The organism is Neisseria subflava (assembly GCF_003044645.1).
GTDB lineage: Bacteria > Pseudomonadota > Gammaproteobacteria > Burkholderiales > Neisseriaceae > Neisseria > Neisseria subflava_B.
The window spans coordinates 286,224-305,788 of sequence record NZ_POXL01000003.1; the positions used below are offsets into that span (position 1 = coordinate 286,224).

The following is a 19,565-nucleotide window of genomic DNA, read 5'->3' on the forward strand; positions in this document are numbered from 1 at the left end:
TTTATTGCCGTACAATTCACATCAGCAAAATTATTTTTGAGCCGAACACTATGTCCACGACTTTTGCCATTACCCCCGAGCCGGAACTAAAAAACCTTGGCCACCGTCACTATAACGGCAAAGGCATTATTCATTCGATTGAATCTTGCGGTGCAGTCGATGGTCCGGGTTTACGCTATGTCCTCTTTTTGCAAGGTTGCCTGATGCGTTGCCTTTATTGCCATAATCGCGATACTTGGGATTTGCATACCGAGCAGGCGCAGGAATTGGATGTGGCAACTGTAATGAAGCAGGTCATGACATATCGCCATTATTTGCGCGCGACAGGCGGAGGGGTAACGGCAACCGGCGGCGAGCCGTTATTGCAGTATGAGTTTGTGCGCGATTGGTTTACGGCCTGTCGGGAACACGATATCCATACCTGTCTCGACAGTAATGGCTATGCTTTGCACTATGATTCGATTTTGGATGATTTGCTCGATCATACCAATTTAGTCATGCTTGACTTAAAACAAATCGATCCTGAAATTCATAAAGTGCTTGTCGGTATCCCAAATACCAAAACGCTGAAATTCGCGCGCTATCTTGCCGAACGCAATCAGCCGACGCGGATTCGTTATGTGGTTGTTCCAGGCTACACCGATGATGAGCGTTCAGCGCATTTATTGGGCGAGTTTATCGGTGATATGGATAATGTCGAAATGGTCGAGCTTTTGCCGTATCACGAATTGGGCGCACATAAATGGGCTTTGTGCGGCGATGAGTACAAGTTAAAAGGCGTACATCCGCCGCCTAAAGAAACCATTTTGAAAATCAAAGAAATATTAGAGAGCTACGGAAAAAACATTATTTATTAAAACAGAAAAAGGCCGTCTGAAACGAAATAATCAGTTTCAGACGGCCTTTTCATTATTGAAAAAAACTTAAACGTTCAATGCGGCCAAAACCTTGGCGACAACTTCTGATACCGCAACGGCTTGAGCCTGATTGTCACGGCGTTCGGCATATTCGACATTGCCTTCTTTTAAGGCTCGATCGCCGATCACGATGCGGTGAGGAATACCCAACAGCTCGGAGTCATTCAGCAATACGCCCGCACGTTCGTCGCGGTCATCCAGCAATACATCCGCACCGACAGCTAGAAGCTCGGCATAGATTTTGTCGGCGGCTTCGCGTACGGCTTCAGATTTTTTGTAGTTCATCGGCACGATAACGACTTCAAACGGTGCCATTGCTTTGGTCCAAACAATGCCTTTTTCGTCGTTGTTTTGCTCGATGGCTGCAGCAACAACGCGGGTGATACCGATACCGTAGCAGCCCATTTCCATGATTTGGGATTTGCCGTTATTGTCCAAGAAGCTGACATTCATGGCTTGGGTATATTTGTCGCGCAATTGGAAGACATGGCCGACTTCAATACCGCGCGCCAGTTTCAGACGGCCTTGTTCATCAGGGCTGATGTCGCCTTCAATGACATTGCGCAAATCAACAAATTCAGGCTCGGCAGCATCGCGGCCGAAGTTGAAGCCGGTATAATGGTAGTCGTCTTCGTTCGCGCCGATAACCCAGTCTGCGCCTTTCTCGGTGGCGAAATCGGCATAGACTTTACCTTTGAAGTTGACAGGGCCGAGAGAGCCGCCGTTTGCGCCGAACTGTTCAACAATCGCTGCAGGGCTTGCCATGGTCAGCGGTGATTTCACACCGGCCAGTTTTTCTGCCTTGATGTCGTTAAACTCATGGTCGCCACGCAACAGCAGCAGGACGAGTTCGCCTTCGTTTTCGCCTTCAACCACGATGGATTTGAGGGTTTGTTCAACCGGAATATTCAGGAATTCAACCAAAGACTCAATGGTTTTGACGTTTGGTGTATGTACTTTGGTCAACTCGGCCTGAGCAGCAGCGCGTTCGCCTTTGAGCGGCAAAGTCGGTGCCAATTCGATATTGGCGGCGTAATCGGAAGTGTCGCTATATGCAATCACATCTTCACCACTTTCAGCCAATACTTGGAATTCGTGAGAGCCGGTACCGCCGATGCTGCCGGTATCTGCGGCAACAGGACGGAATTCCAAACCCAAACGGGTGAAGATACGGCAGTAAGCGTCGTACATATCTTGATAGGTCGTCTGAAGCGAGGCATAGTCGGCATGGAAGGAATAAGCGTCTTTCATGACGAACTCGCGCGCACGCATCACACCGAAGCGCGGACGCACTTCATCGCGGAATTTGGTTTGGATGTGGTAAAAGTTTTTCGGCAGTTGTTTGTAGCTGTTGACTTCTTTGCGCACGATGTCGGCAATGACTTCTTCGCAAGTCGGACCCATACAGAAATCGCGGTCATGACGGTCTTTTAGACGCAGCAGTTCTTTACCGTAAAACTCCCAGCGGCCGGATTCTTGCCACAGTTCGGCAGGTTGTACCACCGGCATCAGCAGCTCCACGCTACCCGCGCGGGCCATTTCTTCACGCACGATGTTTTCAACTTTACGCAATACGCGCAGGCCCATCGGCATCCAAGTATAAAGACCGGATGCGTTGGCTTTGATTAAACCGGCACGAATCATCAGCTTGTGGCTGGCAAGTGCGGCTTCGGCAGGGGCTTCTTTAAGGGTAGAAATGAAGAACTGGGAGGCTTTCATGGCGTATTTTTCTTTCTTAAAAATAAGTGCGTATTGTAACGCAAAATGTGTGGCCGCGTGTCTTTTGAATGGCATCTGATGAAATCGGCCGTTGTTTCATGCAGCTTTTGATTCGGGGCGATTTTTAGGGATGTCAACCCTAATTTATGCACAAAGCCGCATAACCTTGTTTTACCTATAAATTTTCACTGTATGATTATATTAAAATCTTATAAATATAACTATTTGATTTTATTAAGTTTTATTTGATTAAATTTTAGTCAATTTAAGACTTGGTTTGTTCCTAAAGAAAATTTTACGATTACCCAAAGCTTATCAACAGATTTATCCACAGAGATTGTGTATAGATTTTAAATGCCGTCAGCGTAATGATTTCGCATGATTGGCAAGCCTTGTTTAAAGCAGATTTGGTTGCCTTAAAAAGATGGGGTAACAACACGATGGATAGGTTTTGCGCTAACATTCTGCTTATTGTTGTTTCCTTACAAGGAATAAAATGAAAAATTCAGAATTGCATTTGCTGGAACACAGAAAGATGTTTAACGGGCATCAGGAACGGTACTGCCACTTTTCTCAAACCTGCCGGACGGATATGGTATTTGATGTCTATCTGCCGCCACAAGTCTTAAAAGGCTATCCCGCGCCTGTTTTATATTTTCTTTCCGGCTTAAATAGTGATGGTTCTGAATTGGTTCGGCAAAGCGGAATCCAACGTTTTGCGGTGCAATGGAATATTATCGTAGTTTTCCCGGATACCTCGCCACGCGGTCAGCATGTTGCCGACAGCGGTGAACATTATCTTGGACAGGGCGCCGGATTTTATGTCAATGCAACTGAAGCACCTTGGGCGCAGCATTACCAAATGGAGAGCTATATCAGCCAAGAATTGCCTGATTTAATCGAACATCATTTTCCAGTAACGCAAGAGCGAAGCATTGCAGGTTTCAGCATGGGCGGGCATGGCGCGCTGCATTTGGCTTTGAACTATCCCGGCCGATATGCTGCAGTTTCCGCTTTTGCGCCTTTATGTCATCCTATCGATACGGAAGGCGGCAGGCAGGCGTTTTCAGCTTATTTGGGTCAAAAGGTGGAAGCATGGAAACGCTATGACAGTACCGAGCTGCTTCAGACGGCCTCGCATAAATTGCCTGTTTTGATTGATGTCGGCAGTGAAGATGCTTTGTATCCTGAAGTCCTGCAACCGGAAGTGTTTGTCCGCTCAGCACGTGAAAAAGGTTTCAATATCCAATATAAAGTACGCCCGGGTTATGGGCATGACTATTTCTTTATTGCCAGCTTTATCGATTCGCATATTGAGTTTCACGCTCAGGCATTAGGGCTTTAAGCAGCATTGAATAAAAGGCCGTCTGAAATCCGATTAATGGTCGGATTTCAGACGGCCTTTATTTGGTCTTTTTTGACCTTTAATTTCAAACAGACTTATTCCTCAGGACGTTCGCCGTCGGTATCGTCCAATTTGCCTTCGGTAATATCGACATTGATACCGACTGCCGCACGGATTTTGGCATCGATTTCGTTGGCGATATCAGGGTTTTCTTTCAGCCAAACGCGTACATTGTCTTTACCTTGGCCGATTTTTGCGCCGTTGTAGCTGTACCATGCACCGGATTTCTCAACGATGTCATGTTTGACGCCCAAGTCGATCAATTCACCTTCCCAGCTGATGCCTTCACCGTAAAGAATATCGAATTCGGCTTGACGGAATGGAGGCGCAACTTTGTTTTTGATGACTTTGACTTTGGTTTCGTTACCAATAACGTCATCGCCTTTTTTAATCTGACCGGTACGGCGGATGTCGAGGCGGACGGAGGCGTAGAATTTGAGTGCGTTACCGCCGGTCGTGGTTTCAGGGCTGCCGAACATCACGCCGATTTTCATACGGATTTGGTTAATGAAAACAACCAATGTATTGGTGCGTTTGATGTGGCCGGTCAGTTTGCGCAAGGCTTGGCTCATCAGGCGGGCTTGCAGGCCGACGTGGCTGTCGCCCATTTCGCCTTCGATCTCGGCTTTAGGCACAAGTGCGGCTACGGAGTCGACAACGACCATATCGATACCGCCAGAACGTACCAATGTATCGCAGATTTCCAATGCCTGTTCGCCGGTATCCGGTTGCGAGAGATAGAGTTCTTCGACTTTTACGCCGAGTTTGCGGGCGTAAATCGGGTCAAAAGCATGCTCGGCATCGATGAATGCACAGATGCCGCCATTTTTTTGGCATTGGGCAATGGCTTCGAGACAGAGTGTAGTTTTACCGGAGGATTCCGGGCCGAAAATTTCAACCACACGGCCGCGGGGCAGACCGCCAACGCCGAGTGCCAAGTCCACGCCGAGGGAGCCGGTGGAAATAACATCAAGGTTTTCTTCCTGTTGGCTGCCGTCCATTTTCATGATGGAGCCTTTGCCGAAGTTTTTTTCGATTTGGGCAAGGGCGGCGGCTAAGGCTTTGCTTTTTTCGTCTGACATGTTTTCTCTCCGAAAGGAAATATGAATCGCTAAGAATTTATTTAGCTATTATCGCATAAATTAAGAAAAAGTATAGTTTTATTTTTATTTTTCAGACGGCCTGTGTTTTTTGTATGCAACAGGCCGTCTGAAACTTTGAATAATCAATCAGTTGGTCAATGATGCAAAAACTTGGAAATAGTCGGGGAAAGTTTTATGCGTACATTTTGGGTCGTTGATGATGACAGGGACGCCCAAAAGCGAAACCAGCGAGAAACACATGGCCATGCGGTGGTCATCGTAAGTATCGATGACGGCATCGGGGGTAAGCGTTTCGGGCGGCGTAATATGGATGGCTTCGGCTTCTTCAACGACTTCTGCACCCAGTTTGCGCAGTTCGGTTGCCATGGCGGCGATACGGTCGGTTTCTTTGACGCGCCATGAGCCGATATTGCGCAGGGTGCAGGGCTGTTTGGTAGCCAGAGCAACAATGGCCAGAGTCATGGCCGCATCAGGAATATGGTTGGCATCCAAATCAAAAGCCTGAATCTTGCGTTCGGCAGGACGGGAAATTTCAACAAAATTTTCGCCCCAAATGACATCCGCACCGATTTTCTCCAATTCACGTGCAAAGGCAACGTCGCCTTGAATGCTGTGTGCGCCGATACCGGTTACGCGGATGGGAGTACCCGCAATCAGGCCTGCGCCCAAGAAATAAGACGCGCTGGATGCATCGCCTTCTACATATAAATGTTCGGGCGCATGATATTTGGCACCGGCCGGGATGTTAAATACACGGTAGTCTTCATTGATGATGTCCACACCGAACTGCGCCATCAGCTTGAGCGTGATGTCGATATAAGGTTTGGAAATCAACTCGCCTACCATGTGGATTTCAAATGCTTGTCCGGTCAGGGGCAAAGCCATCAGCAGGGCGGTCAGGAATTGGCTGGAAACATTGCCTTTAATCGGAATAACGCGCTCGCCGTTGTCTTGGCGTTTGCCGATCTGAAGCGGAGGATAGTTTTCATTGCCCAGATATTGTACGTCCGCGCCTGCAATGCGCAATGCGTCCACCAAATCGCCAATAGGGCGTTCGTGCATACGCGGCACACCATGAAGATGATAGTCGCCACCCAAAACGGCAAGCGCGGCAGTCAAGGGGCGGAATGCCGTACCGGCGTTGCCTAAAAACAAATCGGCGGTTTGGTTGGGAAAGCGGCCGCCGGTGCCATGAACTTTCAGACGGCCTTCAGGTAAAGATTCAATTTGAACACCGAGTTTATCGAGTGCTTCAAGCATTCGGTCGGTATCGTCGGATTTGAGCAAAGAATGGATTTCGCAAACGTTGTCGGAGAGTGCCGCCAAGAGTAGCGTGCGGTTGCTGATGCTTTTGGAACCGGGCAGGGAAACGGTCGAAGGCTTGAGTGTAGAAGCGGGCAGGCGGATGGATTCGGTCATGGCTGGACTAAGCTCGTATGAATTGTAAATAGACCGATATTATACGCAGGCAAAGGCCGTCTGAAAAATGAAGAGGTCGCAATTTATTTGTGGAAAAATGAATTTTTATATCGTTACACAATTTTCTAATCATTTATTTTGAAATTTTCTGCTCCTGTTTTGTGTTTGCCGCTATAACTTATTTTGTTGTGGCAGGTATATAACCAAACACCATAAGAAAATCAGAAACCATTCTTTCCTATTTTTTCAGACGGCCTTTAATATCGGCGGACAATCATTGATAAAGCAAGAGCACGACCATGAGCCATTATCCTTTGTTTGCTGATTTGAGAAACCGCCCTGTTTTACTGGCAGGCGCGGGCAAGGTTGCCGAGCGCAAGGCGGAAAGTCTGTTTTCTGCCGGAGCGCGCGTGCGCGTTGTTGCGGAAACTTTGAATCCTCAGTTTCAGCAATGGGCGGATGAAGGGAAAATAGTTTGGCTGGGCGGCTTGTTTGAAGAAGCCATGCTGGACGAGGTGTATTTCGTTATTGCGGCGACGGATGACGGTATGTTTAACCGCCGTATTTTTGAAGCGGCGGAACGACGGGCAAAATTGTGCAATACGGTGGATACGGCGGATTTGTGTTCGTTTATCGTGCCTGCCGTTGTGGATAGAGGGCCGTTGAAGATAGCCATATCCAGCGGCGGTACTGCGCCTGTATTGGCGCGGAAATGGCGGCAAATTATTGAAACATTGATTCCGCTACATACGGGCACGATGGCGCGTATTGCCGGAAAATGGCGCGAAAAGGTTAAGCAAGTGCTGAATAATGTCGAACAACGCCGTTATTTTTGGGAGAAGTTGTTTGATGGCCGTTTTGGTATTTTTGCGGCTCAAAACAATATCGAGGCGGCAGAACGTGAATTGATCACGCAGTTAAACCGGGAAACGCCGTTTGGCGGCGAAGTGGTTTTGGTGGGCGCAGGGCCGGGAGATCCGGGCTTGCTGACCATACATGCTTTGCAGGCGATACAGGCTGCGGATACCGTGTTTTACGATGCTTTGGTGTCGGATGAGATTTTGGCGATGGTGCGTAAAGATGCGGTGAAAATCAGCGTGGGCAAGCGGGCTGGTGCGCACCATGTTCAGCAGGAAGAAACCAACCGTCTATTGGTTGAACACGCTCAAAAAGGCGAGCGCGTGGTAAGGCTGAAAGGCGGCGATCCTTTTGTGTTCGGGCGTGGCGGGGAGGAAGTACAAACCCTGCATCAGGCCGGAATTGCCTACCGCATTGTGCCGGGCATTACTGCTGCACTTGGAGCTACTGCTTATGCCGGTATTCCGTTAACCCATCGCGATTGCGCCCAAAGTGCTTTATTTGTAACTGGCCACAGCAAACACGAGGGCAATCAGCCTGATTGGCAGACTTTGGCTTTAAGCCGCCAAACGTTGGTAATCTATATGGGTACGCTTAAAGCGGCTGAGATTGCGGAAAAGTTGATGGCTTATGGCAGGCAGCCTTCTACACCTGTTGCCGTGATTTCCAATGGGACTTTACCCAATCAAACCGTGCGGATAGGCCGTCTGAAAGATTTGGGCTTGCTGGCTGCCGAAGCAGAGCGTCCAGCTTTAATGGTGATTGGCGAAGTGGTTGCCCTGCGCAATGAGATGAAATGGTTCGGAGAAGGTGTCGAATATTTCGAAGAAGCGGCGTAAAGAGGATTGATCAAATAAGGCCGTCTGAATATTGGTTTTCAGACGGCCTTGCCTTATTTAAAAGCTTGGTAATATTGCTGATAACGTTCTGCCAGTCCATATAGGATGATTGCTGTCAGACCCCAAATGTCGTAGTGTCGGAAAGGTAGGGCGGGGAGGGCGAGGGTTTGATTGTTGTGATGAAGATGACGGTATGAGTAGTTTTGCAGGTTTAAGGCGAAATCCAAAGGCAGATAAAAAATTTCAGCTACTTCGTCGGGATTGGCTTTTGGGTTGACGGGCTGGGTGCAAATTGCCGGAACAGGCGTAACACGGTAGCCGGAAGGCGTGTCATAAAAGGGTAGCGGCGCAAAAGTCTGCCATGCGGTAATCGGAATCGCGGTTTCTTCATAAGCTTCTCTTAGCGCCGTTGCCGTTAGGCTGTCGTCTTGGGTATCTTTGCGGCCGCCGGCAAAGGCGATTTGCCCAGTGTGCTGTCTTAAGGTTTCGGCCCTTTTGGTCAGTAAAATTTGCCACGCTCCTTCATGCAAGACAATGCCGACCAAAACGGCTGCTTCTTTGACTGTTTGGGCGGTAAATAATTGATTGCGCTCTGCTTGCATACGGCTGCTGAAGCGTGAAGCTTGAGTTAGGAAGTGGATAAGTTGGTCGGTATTCATTTTTGGCGCTGATCGTTTTATGCAGATGAGGATTACACAAGGTTTACGGTTACCGTGTCAACAAAATAGGGTGCGTGTGTTACAGTTATGCCTGAATGATAAATAAAGCTTTGCATCTGTTCTGCAAGTGCTTAGGCCGTCTGAAAATGCCGGCAGGTTCTCAAAAAGGATAGTTATGTTGTTTTCCCCATCCCGTATTCGAGTAGCAGCTGCGGCTGTCATGATGTTGTTCGCTGCACAAACTTTTGCCGCGCCCGGCGATTCAAAGGTTGTTTTTGAATCGGCTAAGATTATCAAAAAGAAAAGCCGTGCCGACCGTTTTTCTCCTGAAGAGCGCGAGCAGGAGCGGATACGTCTGTTGGGTATACAAAACCGTACTTCGCAGGTTTTCACTTTGTTAAATTCAGAACTGGCTCTGCAAAAAGGTGATGCGGCTTCTGCACTGTTTACTTATATTTTGGCGTTGCATCGCACCAAATCTCCCGAAGTGGCCGAACGGGCTTTGGAGATGGCGGTTTCTCTAAATGCCTTTGAACAGGCTGAAGCTATTTACCAAAAATGGCGCGAAATCGAGCCGGAGCCTGGTGAAACTCAAAAGCGTATGACTTGGTTGCGCAATTTGCTGCTGGGCAAAGCCGATAAGAATTTGAGCGGATTGGACAAGGTGATTGCCGGCGGTAGTGAAGATGAGCAAAAGCGCGTGTTCCTGCTTTTGGCACAAACCGCAGCCCAACAGTCGAATCTGACCAGTGATGCGGTCAAACAGGTGCATAAAACGGCCTTGAATTATAAAGACTTTCCAGAAGCGGCGATTGCGGATGCAATTTTTAGTGCAAAAGATGGTCAAAAGAAACATGCCATTGCCGCATTGCAACGCTTGGCCAAGTTGGACAACGAAATTCTGCCGCCGACTTTTGTTACCCTGCGTCTGATGGCGCAACGGCATCCTGATATTCTGGACGGCTTTTTCAAAGAGACAGACACCAAAACCTTATCTCCGATTTGGCAGGAATTGGATATCGCCAATTTGATCGCCCATGGCCAAAATGATAAGGCTTTTAAGCGTTTGCAGACTTTGTTGGAAGAAAATCCAAACCCTGATTTGTATATTCAGGCCGCCTTATTGTCCGCCAGCAAGACGGAAAATATTTCTGCGGTAAACAGCTATCTGGAAAAGGCTTATAAAGCCGGTACGGAAGAGCAGCGCAGTCGTGCAGCGTTGATTGGCGCGGTTTCATATAATGATGTAGAAGAATTGGCCAAAGCCAAACAATGGCTGGATAAGGTAACGGTAACGGCTTATACGTTTGATAAAACTATTTTGGCCGCTTCCATCGAAGCCAAACAGGGTAACCATAAAGAGGCTTGGGCATTGGTGCAACGCGCACAAAAAATGCCCGAGCAAAGAGGACGTTATTTTGAAGCTAAGGATTTGTTGAGTACGGCTTTGTTCGTATTGTCTAAAAATACCAATCTTCAAGAATCGTTGAACGCTTTAAACAGCTTGGTAAATTCCACCGAAAAATCCTTGAAAACCCAAGCTTCTCCGGAGTTGCTTGCTAATGTGTTGTATCAGCGTTCGATGGTTTATGAGAAGCTGAATCAGCCAGGCAAGGCGATTGCCGATTTGCGTCGAGTGGTAGAGCTGTATCCGGACAATCCGCACGGTTGGAATGCTTTGGGCTATACCTTGCTGTCCAACGGCAAGGATTTGGAAGAAGCGTTTAAAATGGTTCAGACGGCCTATCAAATGGAGCCGGAAAGCGCAGCCATTAATGATAGTGTAGGCTGGGTTTATTATCTTAAAGGCGATGCTCAAATGGCTTTGCCGTATATCCAATATGCCTATGAAAAAGAACCTGAAGCCGAAGTCGCCGCGCATTTGGGCGAAGTCCTATGGACGCTTGGCGACCAAGACAAGGCCAAAGAAATCTGGAATGACGGCTTGAAACGTGGAAGCAATCTCCGAGTATTAAAAGAGACAATGTCCAAATTCGGTATAACGCCCAGCAAACCGCATACTCAAAAACACAAATAAAACCAAAAGGCCGTCTGAAAAGCGTTTGATTTCAGACGGCCTATGAAGGAATATCCATGAATTTAAAACAATTATCATCGGTTGCAGCCTTATTGCTTTTGGCTGCCTGTGCGCAGCCAAACTTACCTCAACAAAACAGTTGGCAAGCAGCAGAGCAGGTGCAGGATTTTAGTGCGGATGGCCGATTGGCTGTCAAAGTGGAAGGAAAAGGCTCTTATGCCAATTTCGACTGGACTTATCAGAACGCGGTTCAAACCATTGATGTGAATACACCGTTGGGCAATACCGTAGGTCAGCTATGTCAAGACAGTGAAGGCGTATTGGCAGTAGACAGTAAGGGTAAGGTTTATCAGGCGGAAACGGCTGAGGAATTGAGCAGACAGCTTTTAGGCTTTGCTTTGCCGGTTCAATATCTGCATATTTGGGCTGATGGTAAACGCGTTGCCAATGCGCCATACAAAATCCTGCCTGATGGCCGTCTGGAGCAGTTTGACTGGACAATATCGCGTACTTTAAATAGTTCAGGACAGCCCAAAACGCTTCAACTTGAGAATGCCAAGTTTAATATCCGCTTGGTGTTCGATACAGTAAACCACTCTTTGGATAAAAATGGACAAACCCGATGCGCAGCACGCAAATAGAGGATGCCATGTCTGTTTCAGAGGAAATCCAAGCCTTTCCTGCGCCGGCTAAATTAAATTTGGATTTGAGGATTACCGGCCGCAGGAGCGATGGTTATCATAATTTGGAAAGTATTTTCTGTTTGATCGGCTTATACGATACCGTTCATCTGAAAATGCGTACTGATGAGCGAGTTATTCTGCATACGCCGGTCGAAGGGCTTGAACCCGAACAGGACTTGACTTATCGGGCGGCTAAATTATTACTGCCATATGCACGCGTGGCGCATGGTGTCGAAATCTGGTTGGATAAGGTGATTCCGACCGGAGGCGGATTGGGCGGCGGCAGCTCTGATGCAGCCACAGTCTTAATGGTTTTAAACCAATGGTGGCAATGCGGTTTGAGCAGGCAGCAACTGATTGATTTAGGTGTAAGTCTTGGTGCGGATGTTCCTTTTTTTATTTTTGGAAGAAGTGCTTTTGCCAAAGGCGTAGGCGAGAAGCTGGCTGAAATAGATGTCCCTAAACAATGGTATGTTATCGTTAAGCCCCCCGTTCATGTGGCAACAGCTAAAATTTTTGCGCATGAAGGCTTGACACGGGATTCCAAACCCAGCATAATGCCGACTTTCCAATCGTTACAGCCGTTTCAAAATGATATGCAGGCGGTTGTGTTTCAGGAATATCCTGAAGTTTGGAAGGCTTATATTGAGTTATCCCAATATGGTCATGCATTAATGACTGGTTCCGGGGCTTGTTTGTTTATAGCAAGTAAATCTCATCAAAAAGCACATACAATTTACCAACAGGTTTCTCAATCATATGAAGCTTATTGTGTGGAAGGATTAGATGTTCATCCGCTGTATCATATGATTTAGTAAGTTGGGGAGTCGTCAAGCGGTTAAGACACTGGATTTTGATTCCAGCATGCGAAGGTTCGAATCCTTCCTCCCCAGCCAAACCCTTTGTTGGGGAGTCGTCAAGCGGTTAAGACACTGGATTTTGATTCCAGCATGCGAAGGTTCGAATCCTTCCTCCCCAGCCAACACCCTTTATTGGGGAGTCGTCAAGCGGTTAAGACACTGGATTTTGATTCCAGCATGCGAAGGTTCGAATCCTTCCTCCCCAGCCAAATAAAAGCGTGTAAGTTTTCTTACACGCTTTTTTACGCTCAGAGCGAAATAACGCTGAAAAACTTTTTTTTACCCGTCTTTACGCGTATAATCGCGTGATTAGTGTCTTAGACATAGGGCGAAGGGAAGCGTAATGTTTTCTGCGCGTAAATCAAATCTAGAATCAGGTGAAGATATGGCTGCTTATGACAGTTTAATGGTGTTTACCGGTAATGCAAATCCGGAATTGGCGCAACGTGTTGTCAAACATTTGGATATTTCACTCGGTGAAGCCACTGTTTCCAAATTCTCTGATGGCGAAGTAGCCATTGAATTGTTGGAAAATGTGCGTGGTCGCGATGTGTTTATTTTGCAACCTACCTGCGCGCCTACCAATGACAACCTGATGGAAATTTTGACTATGGCTGATGCACTCAAACGTGCTTCTGCTGGTCGTATTACTGCCGCGATTCCTTACTTTGGCTATGCGCGTCAAGATCGTCGTCCTCGCTCTGTTCGTGTACCGATTTCTGCTAAATTGGTAGCAAATATGTTGTACTCAGCAGGTATCGACCGCGTATTGACTGTTGACTTACATGCCGACCAAATTCAAGGTTTCTTCGATATTCCGGTAGATAATATTTACGCTACCCCAATTTTATTGAACGATATTAAACAACAGCGCATTGAGAACCTGACTGTTGTCAGCCCTGATATCGGTGGTGTTGTACGTGCACGTGCTGTTGCTAAATCTTTAAATGCTGATTTGGCTATTATCGACAAGCGTCGTCCTAAAGCCAATGTGGCTGAAGTGATGAACATCATTGGCGATATTCAAGGCCGTACTTGCTTGATCGTAGATGATATGATCGATACGGCAAACACCTTGTGTAAAGCGGCTGTTGCCCTGAAAGAGCGCGGTGCAGATCGTGTACTGGCATACGCCAGCCATGCAGTATTCTCCGGCGAAGCAGTGAATCGAATTGCTTCTTCTGAAATTGACCAAGTAGTTGTAACAGATACGATTCCGTTGTCTGAAGCAGCTAAAAAATGTGAACGCATCCGTCAAGTAACTATTGCCGGTTTGCTGGCTGAAACGGTACGCCGTATCAGCAATGAAGAATCCGTCTCATATCTTTTCAATGAAGATGTGATGACTGGCGGCATGTTGCTGCCATAACCCGATGTCGTCTTAAGCTGGTCGCGGCCGATGACGACGATTTTATCTAAATTGGAGTATTAAACATGACTTACGAAATTCAAGCCTCTGTTCGCGAAGCCCAAGGCACTGGTGCGAGCCGCCGCCTGCGTCGCGAAGGCCAAATCCCTGGCATTCTGTACGGTGAAGGTCAAGAGCCTGTTGCTATCGCTGTAGACCACAAAACTGTATTCTACGCATTGGAAAAAGAATCTTTCCATACTGCTTTGATTAAACTGTCTTTGAACGGTGAAACTAAATACGTTATCGTGCGTGACTTCCAAATGCACCCATTCCGTCGTGAAGTTCAACACATCGACTTCCAAGCTGTAAAAGCTGACCAAGTTGTACGTATCCGTGTTCCTCTGCACATTGTTAACGCTGAAAACTCTCAAGCTGTTAAATTGCAAGGTGGTCGCGTATCTCTGTTGAACACTTCTGTTGAAGTAGTTGCTTTGCCTGCAAACATTCCTGCTTTCTTGGAGCTGGATTGTGCATCAGTAGTTGCCGGCGATATTCTGCACTTGTCAGACATCAAATTGCCAGAAGGTGTTGAAAGCGTTTCTCTGAAACGTAACGAAAACCTGGCTGTTGCTACTGTTACCGGTAAAAAACGCTAATCGGTAGTTAATATAAGAAAACCGTATCAGATTTATCTGATACGGTTTTTGTTTACATATATAATCATTTGCTATAAAACTTGGGTAAATGTAATAGCATATGCACTTTATAAGATTGAAGCAATTTCATTGCGAAGTTTATTAAGAAAGCGTCCATGCTGTACCCATTGTACGGCTGATTCATAATCCTGTTGTTCAAATGCTTGTTGCAAATCTTGATATAGGTTGCTTTGTACTTCTTGGATTTCTTGATCCAGTGCTCGGATGGCATCATGGTTTTGTTCTATTTGAGCATCCATCAATGTTTCCCGCCATTCCATCTGCTGCATGAGGAATTCTGGTGAAAACGAAGTGTGTTCAGGTGCATCAGCATCGATATTTTGGCTTTTCAAGAGATAAGCGGCCCGATCAATAGGGCTTTTTAATGTGCGGTAGGCATCATTAATTGTAGAAGACATCATAACGGCTTGTTTCTGCTCAAAAGCTGAAGCAGAAGCAAATTTATCGGGATGAAATCGGGCAGCTAAAGCTCGATAGGTCTGTTCGAGTGCTTCGGTATCAATATTGAAAGATGGCTCAAGCTGGAAGAGGTTGAAGTATTGAGACATGATATTAAAGGAAAAAATCTAAAGAACAGGATTATTTTACGATATAATCCGGAAACTGTTTATACGAAAGGAAAACAATATGACCGGTAAGATGCAGCACAATAAAGGCAAAATACGAGACAATGCCTTAAAAGCCTTAGTCAAATCTGATTTGTTCCGACACAAAGTAGAACGAAAAAGAAAAGGCAAGGGTAGCTATAATAGACAAGAAGCCAAAAAATGGCGGGATGGTTTTGATACTTTCCTGCCATTTTTTATATTTTAAACGTGGAAGCTCTCGCCGCAGCCGCAAGAATCTTTGACATTCGGATTTTCAAATTTGAAACCTTCCTGCAAACCTTCTTTGGTGTAATCGACTTGTGTGCCGTCCAGATAAACTAAGCTTTTCGGGTCGATATAAATGCGTGCGCCGTGTTCTTCGAAAATCAGGTCGTCCTCGTTCGCTTCATCGACAAATTCAAGGTTGTATGCCATTCCTGAGCAGCCACTGGTTTTCACACCCAAGCGCACGCCCAATCCTTTGCCGCGTTTGGTCAGGTAGTTATTGATGTATTTGGCTGCGTTTTCTGTGATGGTAATCATGCTTTTTTCCTCATTTCGCAATCATTTTCTGTTTTGCCTGCTTTTTTATTCCAGACGGCCTCTTGAACTATCAGGCCGTCTGAAAACGCTGTTTTGCCCACTCTATTGCGGCGGCAATAGCAGCTTTAGCCTGCGGACTATTTTTCCAACAGGTCGAGCCGGTCAATTTTGCGCCTTGTTCCAAAATATTGTCCAAATCTGCCACCGCCAGCTTGGCAATATCATCCAACCCTATTTGCTGCAAACGCGTCAATATGGTTTTATCTATGCCTTTGACAGCAAGTAGGGATTGGATTTCTTCATCGGTAAAAGGCATATCGTCTTCTTTGATTTTGCAGGTACTGGCGCACTTAATATGGCAGTTGGTGCCCATCAAGCCGATTTAGACATTAATAAGTATCTGGCAAACAAGATTATTTATTTTCCTGACGTTTGCGATAGTCGGCAACAGCTGCTTTTACCGCATCTTCAGCCAAGATGGAGCAGTGGATTTTCACTGGGGGCAGTTCCAATTCTTCGGCGATTTCGCTGTTTTTGATTGCCAGCGCGTCATCCAGACTTTTGCCTTTGACCCACTCGGTAATCAAACTGGAAGAAGCAATGGCGGAGCCGCAGCCGTAAGTTTTGAATTTTGCATCTTCAATGATACCCTCATCGTTTACTTTGATTTGCAGACGCATTACGTCACCGCAGGCCGGTGCACCGACCATGCCGGTACCGACAGATTCGTCATTTTTGTCGAAAGTACCAACGTTGCGGGGATTTTCGTAGTGGTCGATTACTTTATCGCTGTATGCCATGATGTGGTTTCCTTTGTGTTTTTAGTGGTGTAAATGGTTTGTTTACGAATATTCAGACGGCCTGAAGTTTAGATTTTACACGCGCCACCTTCGCAGCCGTCATCATTCTCTGAATCAACGCCGCCTTCTACAGTAACGCCGTCAAAATCTTCGAGCAGGTTGTCGAGATTATCGAGGTCGAGTTCTTGTTCGTTCATGGGTTTGTATCCTTAATTTGAAAATTGTAGCTTTTAGGTTATATGAAAAGCTTTTTTAGAATTTCAGACGGCCTTTTTTGTTCAGATTAGGTAGCTCATTTTTTCCTATTACAGTTGTTTCTTCAACCATCTACAAAGGCACATTCTAAAATTGTTTGGGGTTTTCCGTTAACATTAATCGGTTTTAGTTTTGCTTGCAGGGTTTCGTATTCTTCTAAAATCAAACTGTATTTTCGAATAGGGCGGTATTTTCCTTTTAACACCTTGCGTGCCTGTTCCAAAGGTACATCCAACAATAAACGGGTGTAACTGTAACCTGCGGTTTCTAATTGGAACGTCTGGCTGATATGAACCACAGGCAAGCCATAGTAAGTACCGCTGAGTTTCAAACGGGTTTGATCAAGAATAAACGGTTTTCCATTTTCACTAAATTCCGCTCGGTGCAAAGTCATCGGAGGGTGCGCAAGATCACGGCAAGCCTTTGGCAGCTTGACTCTATTGGGATAATTCAAACGCAGGTTTTGATATTTAGAGTCTTTATCGTTCCAGTCATAGCTTACATCACTAAATGGATCCAACAGGTTTTCCAAATGTTTATCGAATTGGCAGCCATTTTCAAATGATTTGAATATAGTTGACCAATCAGATTGTGTCTGTGCTGAAACCAGCTGGGCCGAGCATAGAATCAGACAAGAAAGTAAGTGGCGTATTTTATTTTTTATTATCGTCATTTTATTATTTTTCTTGATGAGGTCGTCTGAAAAGATAAAGGCCTTTTAGATTTTTCAGACGACCTTTTCCTTTGATTAATGTGCCGCCCATTCAATCGAGTTCAAATCGATACCTTCTTTAAACATTTCCCACAGCGGAGACAGTTCGCGCAGTTTGCCGATTTTGGATTTGATCAGTTCTGCTGCAAACTGCACTTCTTCTTCGGTGGTCATGCGGCCGAAGGTGATGCGCAGGGAAGAGTGTGCCAATTCGTCGTTGCGGCCGAGTGCGCGTAAAACGTAGCTTGGCTCAAGGCTTGCGGAAGTACAGGCGGAGCCGCTAGATACTGCGAGTTCTTTCACCGCCATAATCAGGCTTTCGCCTTCGACGAAGTTGAAGCTGACGTTCAGGTTGTTCGGAGCGCGGTGTTCGAGGTCGCCGTTGATATAGACTTCTTCGATGCCTTCGATGCCTTTGAGGAAGATATCGCGCAGTTTTAAGTAGTGTGCAGTGTCTTGTGCCAATTCTTCTTTGGCAATGCGGAAGGCTTCGCCCATGCCGACGATTTGGTGGGTCGGCAATGTGCCGGAACGGAAACCGCGCTCGTGGCCGCCGCCGTGCATTTGGGCTTCGAGGCGGACGCGTGGTTTACGGCGTACATATAGGGCGCCGATGCCTTTAGGGCCGTATACTTTGTGGCCGGACATAGACAACAAATCAACTTTGGCGGCTTCAACGTCAACAGGTACTTTACCGCATGCTTGTGCTGCGTCAACGTGGAAAATGATTTTGCGTTCGCGGCAGATTTCGCCGATGGCAGGAATATCTTGAACCACGCCGATTTCGTTGTTTACCCACATGACGGAAACGAGGATGGTGTCTTCGCGGATGGCGGCTTTCAGTACGTCTAAATCAACCAAACCGTTTTCTTGTACGTCCAGGTAAGTCACTTCGTAACCTTGGCGTTCGAGTTCGCGCATGGTGTCGAGCACGGCTTTGTGCTCGGTTTTTACGGTGATGAGGTGGTTGCCTTTGGATTTGTAGAAGTGCGCCGCGCCTTTAATGGCAAGGTTGTTGGATTCGGTCGCGCCGCTGGTAAAAACGATTTCTTTGGAGTCGGCGTTAATCAGGGCTGCAATGTCTGCGCGTGCTTTTTCTACCGCTTCTTCTGCTTCCCAGCCGAAGCTGTGGCTGTTGGAAGCTGGGTTGCCGAAAATATCGGACAGGTAGGGAATCATTTTTTCGGCAACGCGGCGATCAACGGGAGTGGTTGCGGCGTAGTCGAGGTATACGGGGGTTTTGACGGTCATGGTTTGCTCTTTCGTTTGGTCATCTGCCTGCGGTCTTTGCCGCAAGTCGGTTTAATGAATGTGTGTAAAGGTAACGACATGACTGCTGTCGCTGCAGTTTTTTTGTTCAATGATGCTTTGCAGCGTAACGCCGCTGAGGTAATCATTGATGGTTTTGTTTAAGTTTTCCCAAAGGTCATGGGTCAGACAGGGGGCGCCGTGGTGGCAGTTTGCTTTGCTGCCGCATTGTGTGGCATCCAGTCGGTCTTCGGCTGCGGAAATGATTTGTGCAATATTGATTTGCTCGGCGGGCGCGGCAAGGATGTAGCCTCCGCCTGGGCCGCGTAGGCTTTCAACCAATCCGGCACGGCGCAGCTTGCTGAATAATTGTTCGAGGTAGGAGAGCGATATGCTTTGTCGTTCGCTGATAGCACTGAGTTTGACAGCGCCGGTTTGCGCGTTCATCGCCAAATCTATCATGGCGGTTACTGCAAATCGCCCTTTGGTAGTCAGTCTCATGGTGTGGTTGCCTGTATGGGCGTTTTTATTAGTGGAGGGAATTGTCTAATATCTGAGTGTTTCAGTCAAGTATGTGGCGGCTTGGTTTGATTGTTTGTTTAAATGGTGGCATTGGCTGATTTTTAAATCGGAAAATATTTTCTTTATTTTTCTGTAATTTGGATTTAAGGCCGTCTGAAAAAAGGCTATCAACCCTACAAATATCAGGGTTAAAATGTTTTGATTTAGTATTGATACTAATATAGATTATCAAAATTATTCTTAAAATTTAGTTGTTTTGATGGAGTAAAATAATGAGGTGTTTGAAATGTTCAGACGGCCTTGACCATCCATCTTTACCTTAACAGAGGCA

Annotated in this window: 20 protein-coding genes, 3 tRNA genes and 1 pseudogene; 12 read left to right on the forward strand and 12 right to left on the reverse strand. The window is 46.6% G+C overall.

Translation table 11 applies throughout. The annotated features are described in order from the left end of the window. Positions 1-50 precede the first annotated feature (50 nt). A complete protein-coding gene (gene pflA / locus DBY97_RS05010; protein WP_107723667.1) occupies positions 51-857 on the forward strand; it encodes a pyruvate formate lyase 1-activating protein in 807 nt (268 codons plus the stop codon). A 66-nt stretch (positions 858-923) separates the two neighbouring features. Here the strand turns inward: pflA and DBY97_RS05015 are convergent, their stop codons facing one another. Continuing rightward, complete coding sequence (locus DBY97_RS05015) at positions 924-2,636, reverse strand: proline--tRNA ligase (protein ID WP_107857698.1); 1,713 nt, start codon at positions 2,634-2,636, stop codon at positions 924-926. 496 nt (positions 2,637-3,132) lie between these two features. Here DBY97_RS05015 and fghA point away from each other — a divergent pair, with 496 nt between their 5' ends. After that, positions 3,133-3,981 (forward strand): S-formylglutathione hydrolase, encoded by an 849-nt coding sequence (gene fghA, locus DBY97_RS05020; RefSeq protein WP_107857662.1) that lies wholly within the window; start codon positions 3,133-3,135, stop codon positions 3,979-3,981. Between the two features lie 95 nt (positions 3,982-4,076). Here fghA and recA read toward each other — a convergent pair whose 3' ends face one another. Beyond that, on the reverse strand, positions 4,077-5,123 hold the full coding sequence (gene recA / locus DBY97_RS05025; protein WP_003680794.1) for a recombinase RecA: 1,047 nt from the start codon (positions 5,121-5,123) through the stop codon (positions 4,077-4,079). A 147-nt stretch (positions 5,124-5,270) separates the two neighbouring features. Further along, the gene (aroA, locus tag DBY97_RS05030) at positions 5,271-6,563 is read right to left on the reverse strand and encodes a 3-phosphoshikimate 1-carboxyvinyltransferase (RefSeq protein ID WP_107857663.1); all 1,293 of its coding nucleotides are present in this window, start codon (positions 6,561-6,563) and stop codon (positions 5,271-5,273) included. A 299-nt stretch (positions 6,564-6,862) separates the two neighbouring features. On the opposite strand from aroA, the gene cysG reads away from it, so the two are divergent. Continuing rightward, entirely contained in the window at positions 6,863-8,260 is a 1,398-nt protein-coding gene (gene cysG / locus DBY97_RS05035) for a siroheme synthase CysG (RefSeq protein ID WP_107857664.1), read from the forward strand. Between the two features lie 53 nt (positions 8,261-8,313). Here the strand turns inward: cysG and DBY97_RS05040 are convergent, their stop codons facing one another. Next, entirely contained in the window at positions 8,314-8,919 is a 606-nt protein-coding gene (locus DBY97_RS05040; RefSeq protein ID WP_107857665.1) for a CoA pyrophosphatase, read from the reverse strand. Between the two features lie 175 nt (positions 8,920-9,094). On the opposite strand from DBY97_RS05040, the gene DBY97_RS05045 reads away from it, so the two are divergent. From DBY97_RS05045 to DBY97_RS05080, 8 genes are all read left to right on the forward strand, one after another. Beyond that, positions 9,095-10,957 (forward strand): tetratricopeptide repeat protein, encoded by a 1,863-nt coding sequence (locus DBY97_RS05045; RefSeq protein WP_107857666.1) that lies wholly within the window; start codon positions 9,095-9,097, stop codon positions 10,955-10,957. A 56-nt stretch (positions 10,958-11,013) separates the two neighbouring features. Next, positions 11,014-11,598 carry a lipoprotein insertase outer membrane protein LolB gene (lolB, locus tag DBY97_RS05050; protein ID WP_070824019.1) on the forward strand — a complete coding sequence of 195 codons (585 nt, stop codon included), beginning with the start codon at positions 11,014-11,016 and terminating at the stop codon, positions 11,596-11,598. Next, positions 11,580-12,455 carry a 4-(cytidine 5'-diphospho)-2-C-methyl-D-erythritol kinase gene (ispE, locus tag DBY97_RS05055; RefSeq protein WP_107857667.1) on the forward strand — a complete coding sequence of 292 codons (876 nt, stop codon included), beginning with the start codon at positions 11,580-11,582 and terminating at the stop codon, positions 12,453-12,455. Before lolB ends, ispE begins: the two co-directional genes overlap by 19 nt. A gap of 5 nt (positions 12,456-12,460) precedes the next feature. Then, positions 12,461-12,536 (forward strand) — tRNA-Gln (locus DBY97_RS05060). A gap of 10 nt (positions 12,537-12,546) precedes the next feature. Beyond that, a tRNA-Gln gene (locus DBY97_RS05065) sits at positions 12,547-12,622 on the forward strand. 11 nt (positions 12,623-12,633) lie between these two features. Then, positions 12,634-12,709 (forward strand) — tRNA-Gln (locus DBY97_RS05070). Between the two features lie 176 nt (positions 12,710-12,885). Further along, the gene (locus DBY97_RS05075; RefSeq protein ID WP_107723665.1) at positions 12,886-13,869 is read left to right on the forward strand and encodes a ribose-phosphate pyrophosphokinase; all 984 of its coding nucleotides are present in this window, start codon (positions 12,886-12,888) and stop codon (positions 13,867-13,869) included. A 65-nt stretch (positions 13,870-13,934) separates the two neighbouring features. Then, positions 13,935-14,507, forward strand: coding sequence for a 50S ribosomal protein L25/general stress protein Ctc (locus DBY97_RS05080; RefSeq protein WP_107857668.1), 573 nt, complete (start codon positions 13,935-13,937; stop codon positions 14,505-14,507). A gap of 107 nt (positions 14,508-14,614) precedes the next feature. On the opposite strand, the gene hscB is transcribed toward DBY97_RS05080, so the two are convergent. Next, positions 14,615-15,115, reverse strand: a complete 501-nt coding sequence (gene hscB / locus DBY97_RS05085) for a Fe-S protein assembly co-chaperone HscB (RefSeq protein WP_107857669.1) — start codon at positions 15,113-15,115, stop codon at positions 14,615-14,617. Between the two features lie 79 nt (positions 15,116-15,194). Here hscB and DBY97_RS05090 point away from each other — a divergent pair. Further along, positions 15,195-15,417, forward strand: a pseudogene (locus tag DBY97_RS05090) (alternative ribosome-rescue factor A). Here DBY97_RS05090 and iscA read toward each other — a convergent pair. From iscA to iscR, 7 genes are all read right to left on the reverse strand, one after another. After that, positions 15,377-15,697 carry an iron-sulfur cluster assembly protein IscA gene (gene iscA / locus DBY97_RS05095; RefSeq protein WP_003680782.1) on the reverse strand — a complete coding sequence of 107 codons (321 nt, stop codon included), beginning with the start codon at positions 15,695-15,697 and terminating at the stop codon, positions 15,377-15,379. The pseudogene DBY97_RS05090 and the gene iscA overlap by 41 nt on opposite strands. A gap of 70 nt (positions 15,698-15,767) precedes the next feature. Beyond that, positions 15,768-16,013, reverse strand: a complete 246-nt coding sequence (locus DBY97_RS05100) for a recombinase RecA (protein WP_107857699.1) — start codon at positions 16,011-16,013, stop codon at positions 15,768-15,770. 97 nt (positions 16,014-16,110) lie between these two features. Beyond that, positions 16,111-16,497, reverse strand: a complete 387-nt coding sequence (iscU, locus tag DBY97_RS05105; RefSeq protein WP_003674559.1) for a Fe-S cluster assembly scaffold IscU — start codon at positions 16,495-16,497, stop codon at positions 16,111-16,113. Positions 16,498-16,565: 68 nt separating this feature from the next. Further along, complete coding sequence (locus tag DBY97_RS11550) at positions 16,566-16,694, reverse strand: hypothetical protein (protein ID WP_003712319.1); 129 nt, start codon at positions 16,692-16,694, stop codon at positions 16,566-16,568. A gap of 122 nt (positions 16,695-16,816) precedes the next feature. After that, positions 16,817-17,425 carry a hypothetical protein gene (locus tag DBY97_RS05110; RefSeq protein WP_107857671.1) on the reverse strand — a complete coding sequence of 203 codons (609 nt, stop codon included), beginning with the start codon at positions 17,423-17,425 and terminating at the stop codon, positions 16,817-16,819. Between the two features lie 75 nt (positions 17,426-17,500). After that, positions 17,501-18,715, reverse strand: coding sequence for an IscS subfamily cysteine desulfurase (locus DBY97_RS05115; RefSeq protein WP_004519895.1), 1,215 nt, complete (start codon positions 18,713-18,715; stop codon positions 17,501-17,503). Positions 18,716-18,766: 51 nt separating this feature from the next. Next, entirely contained in the window at positions 18,767-19,213 is a 447-nt protein-coding gene (iscR, locus tag DBY97_RS05120; RefSeq protein ID WP_003746476.1) for a Fe-S cluster assembly transcriptional regulator IscR, read from the reverse strand. Positions 19,214-19,565: the final 352 nt, after the last annotated feature.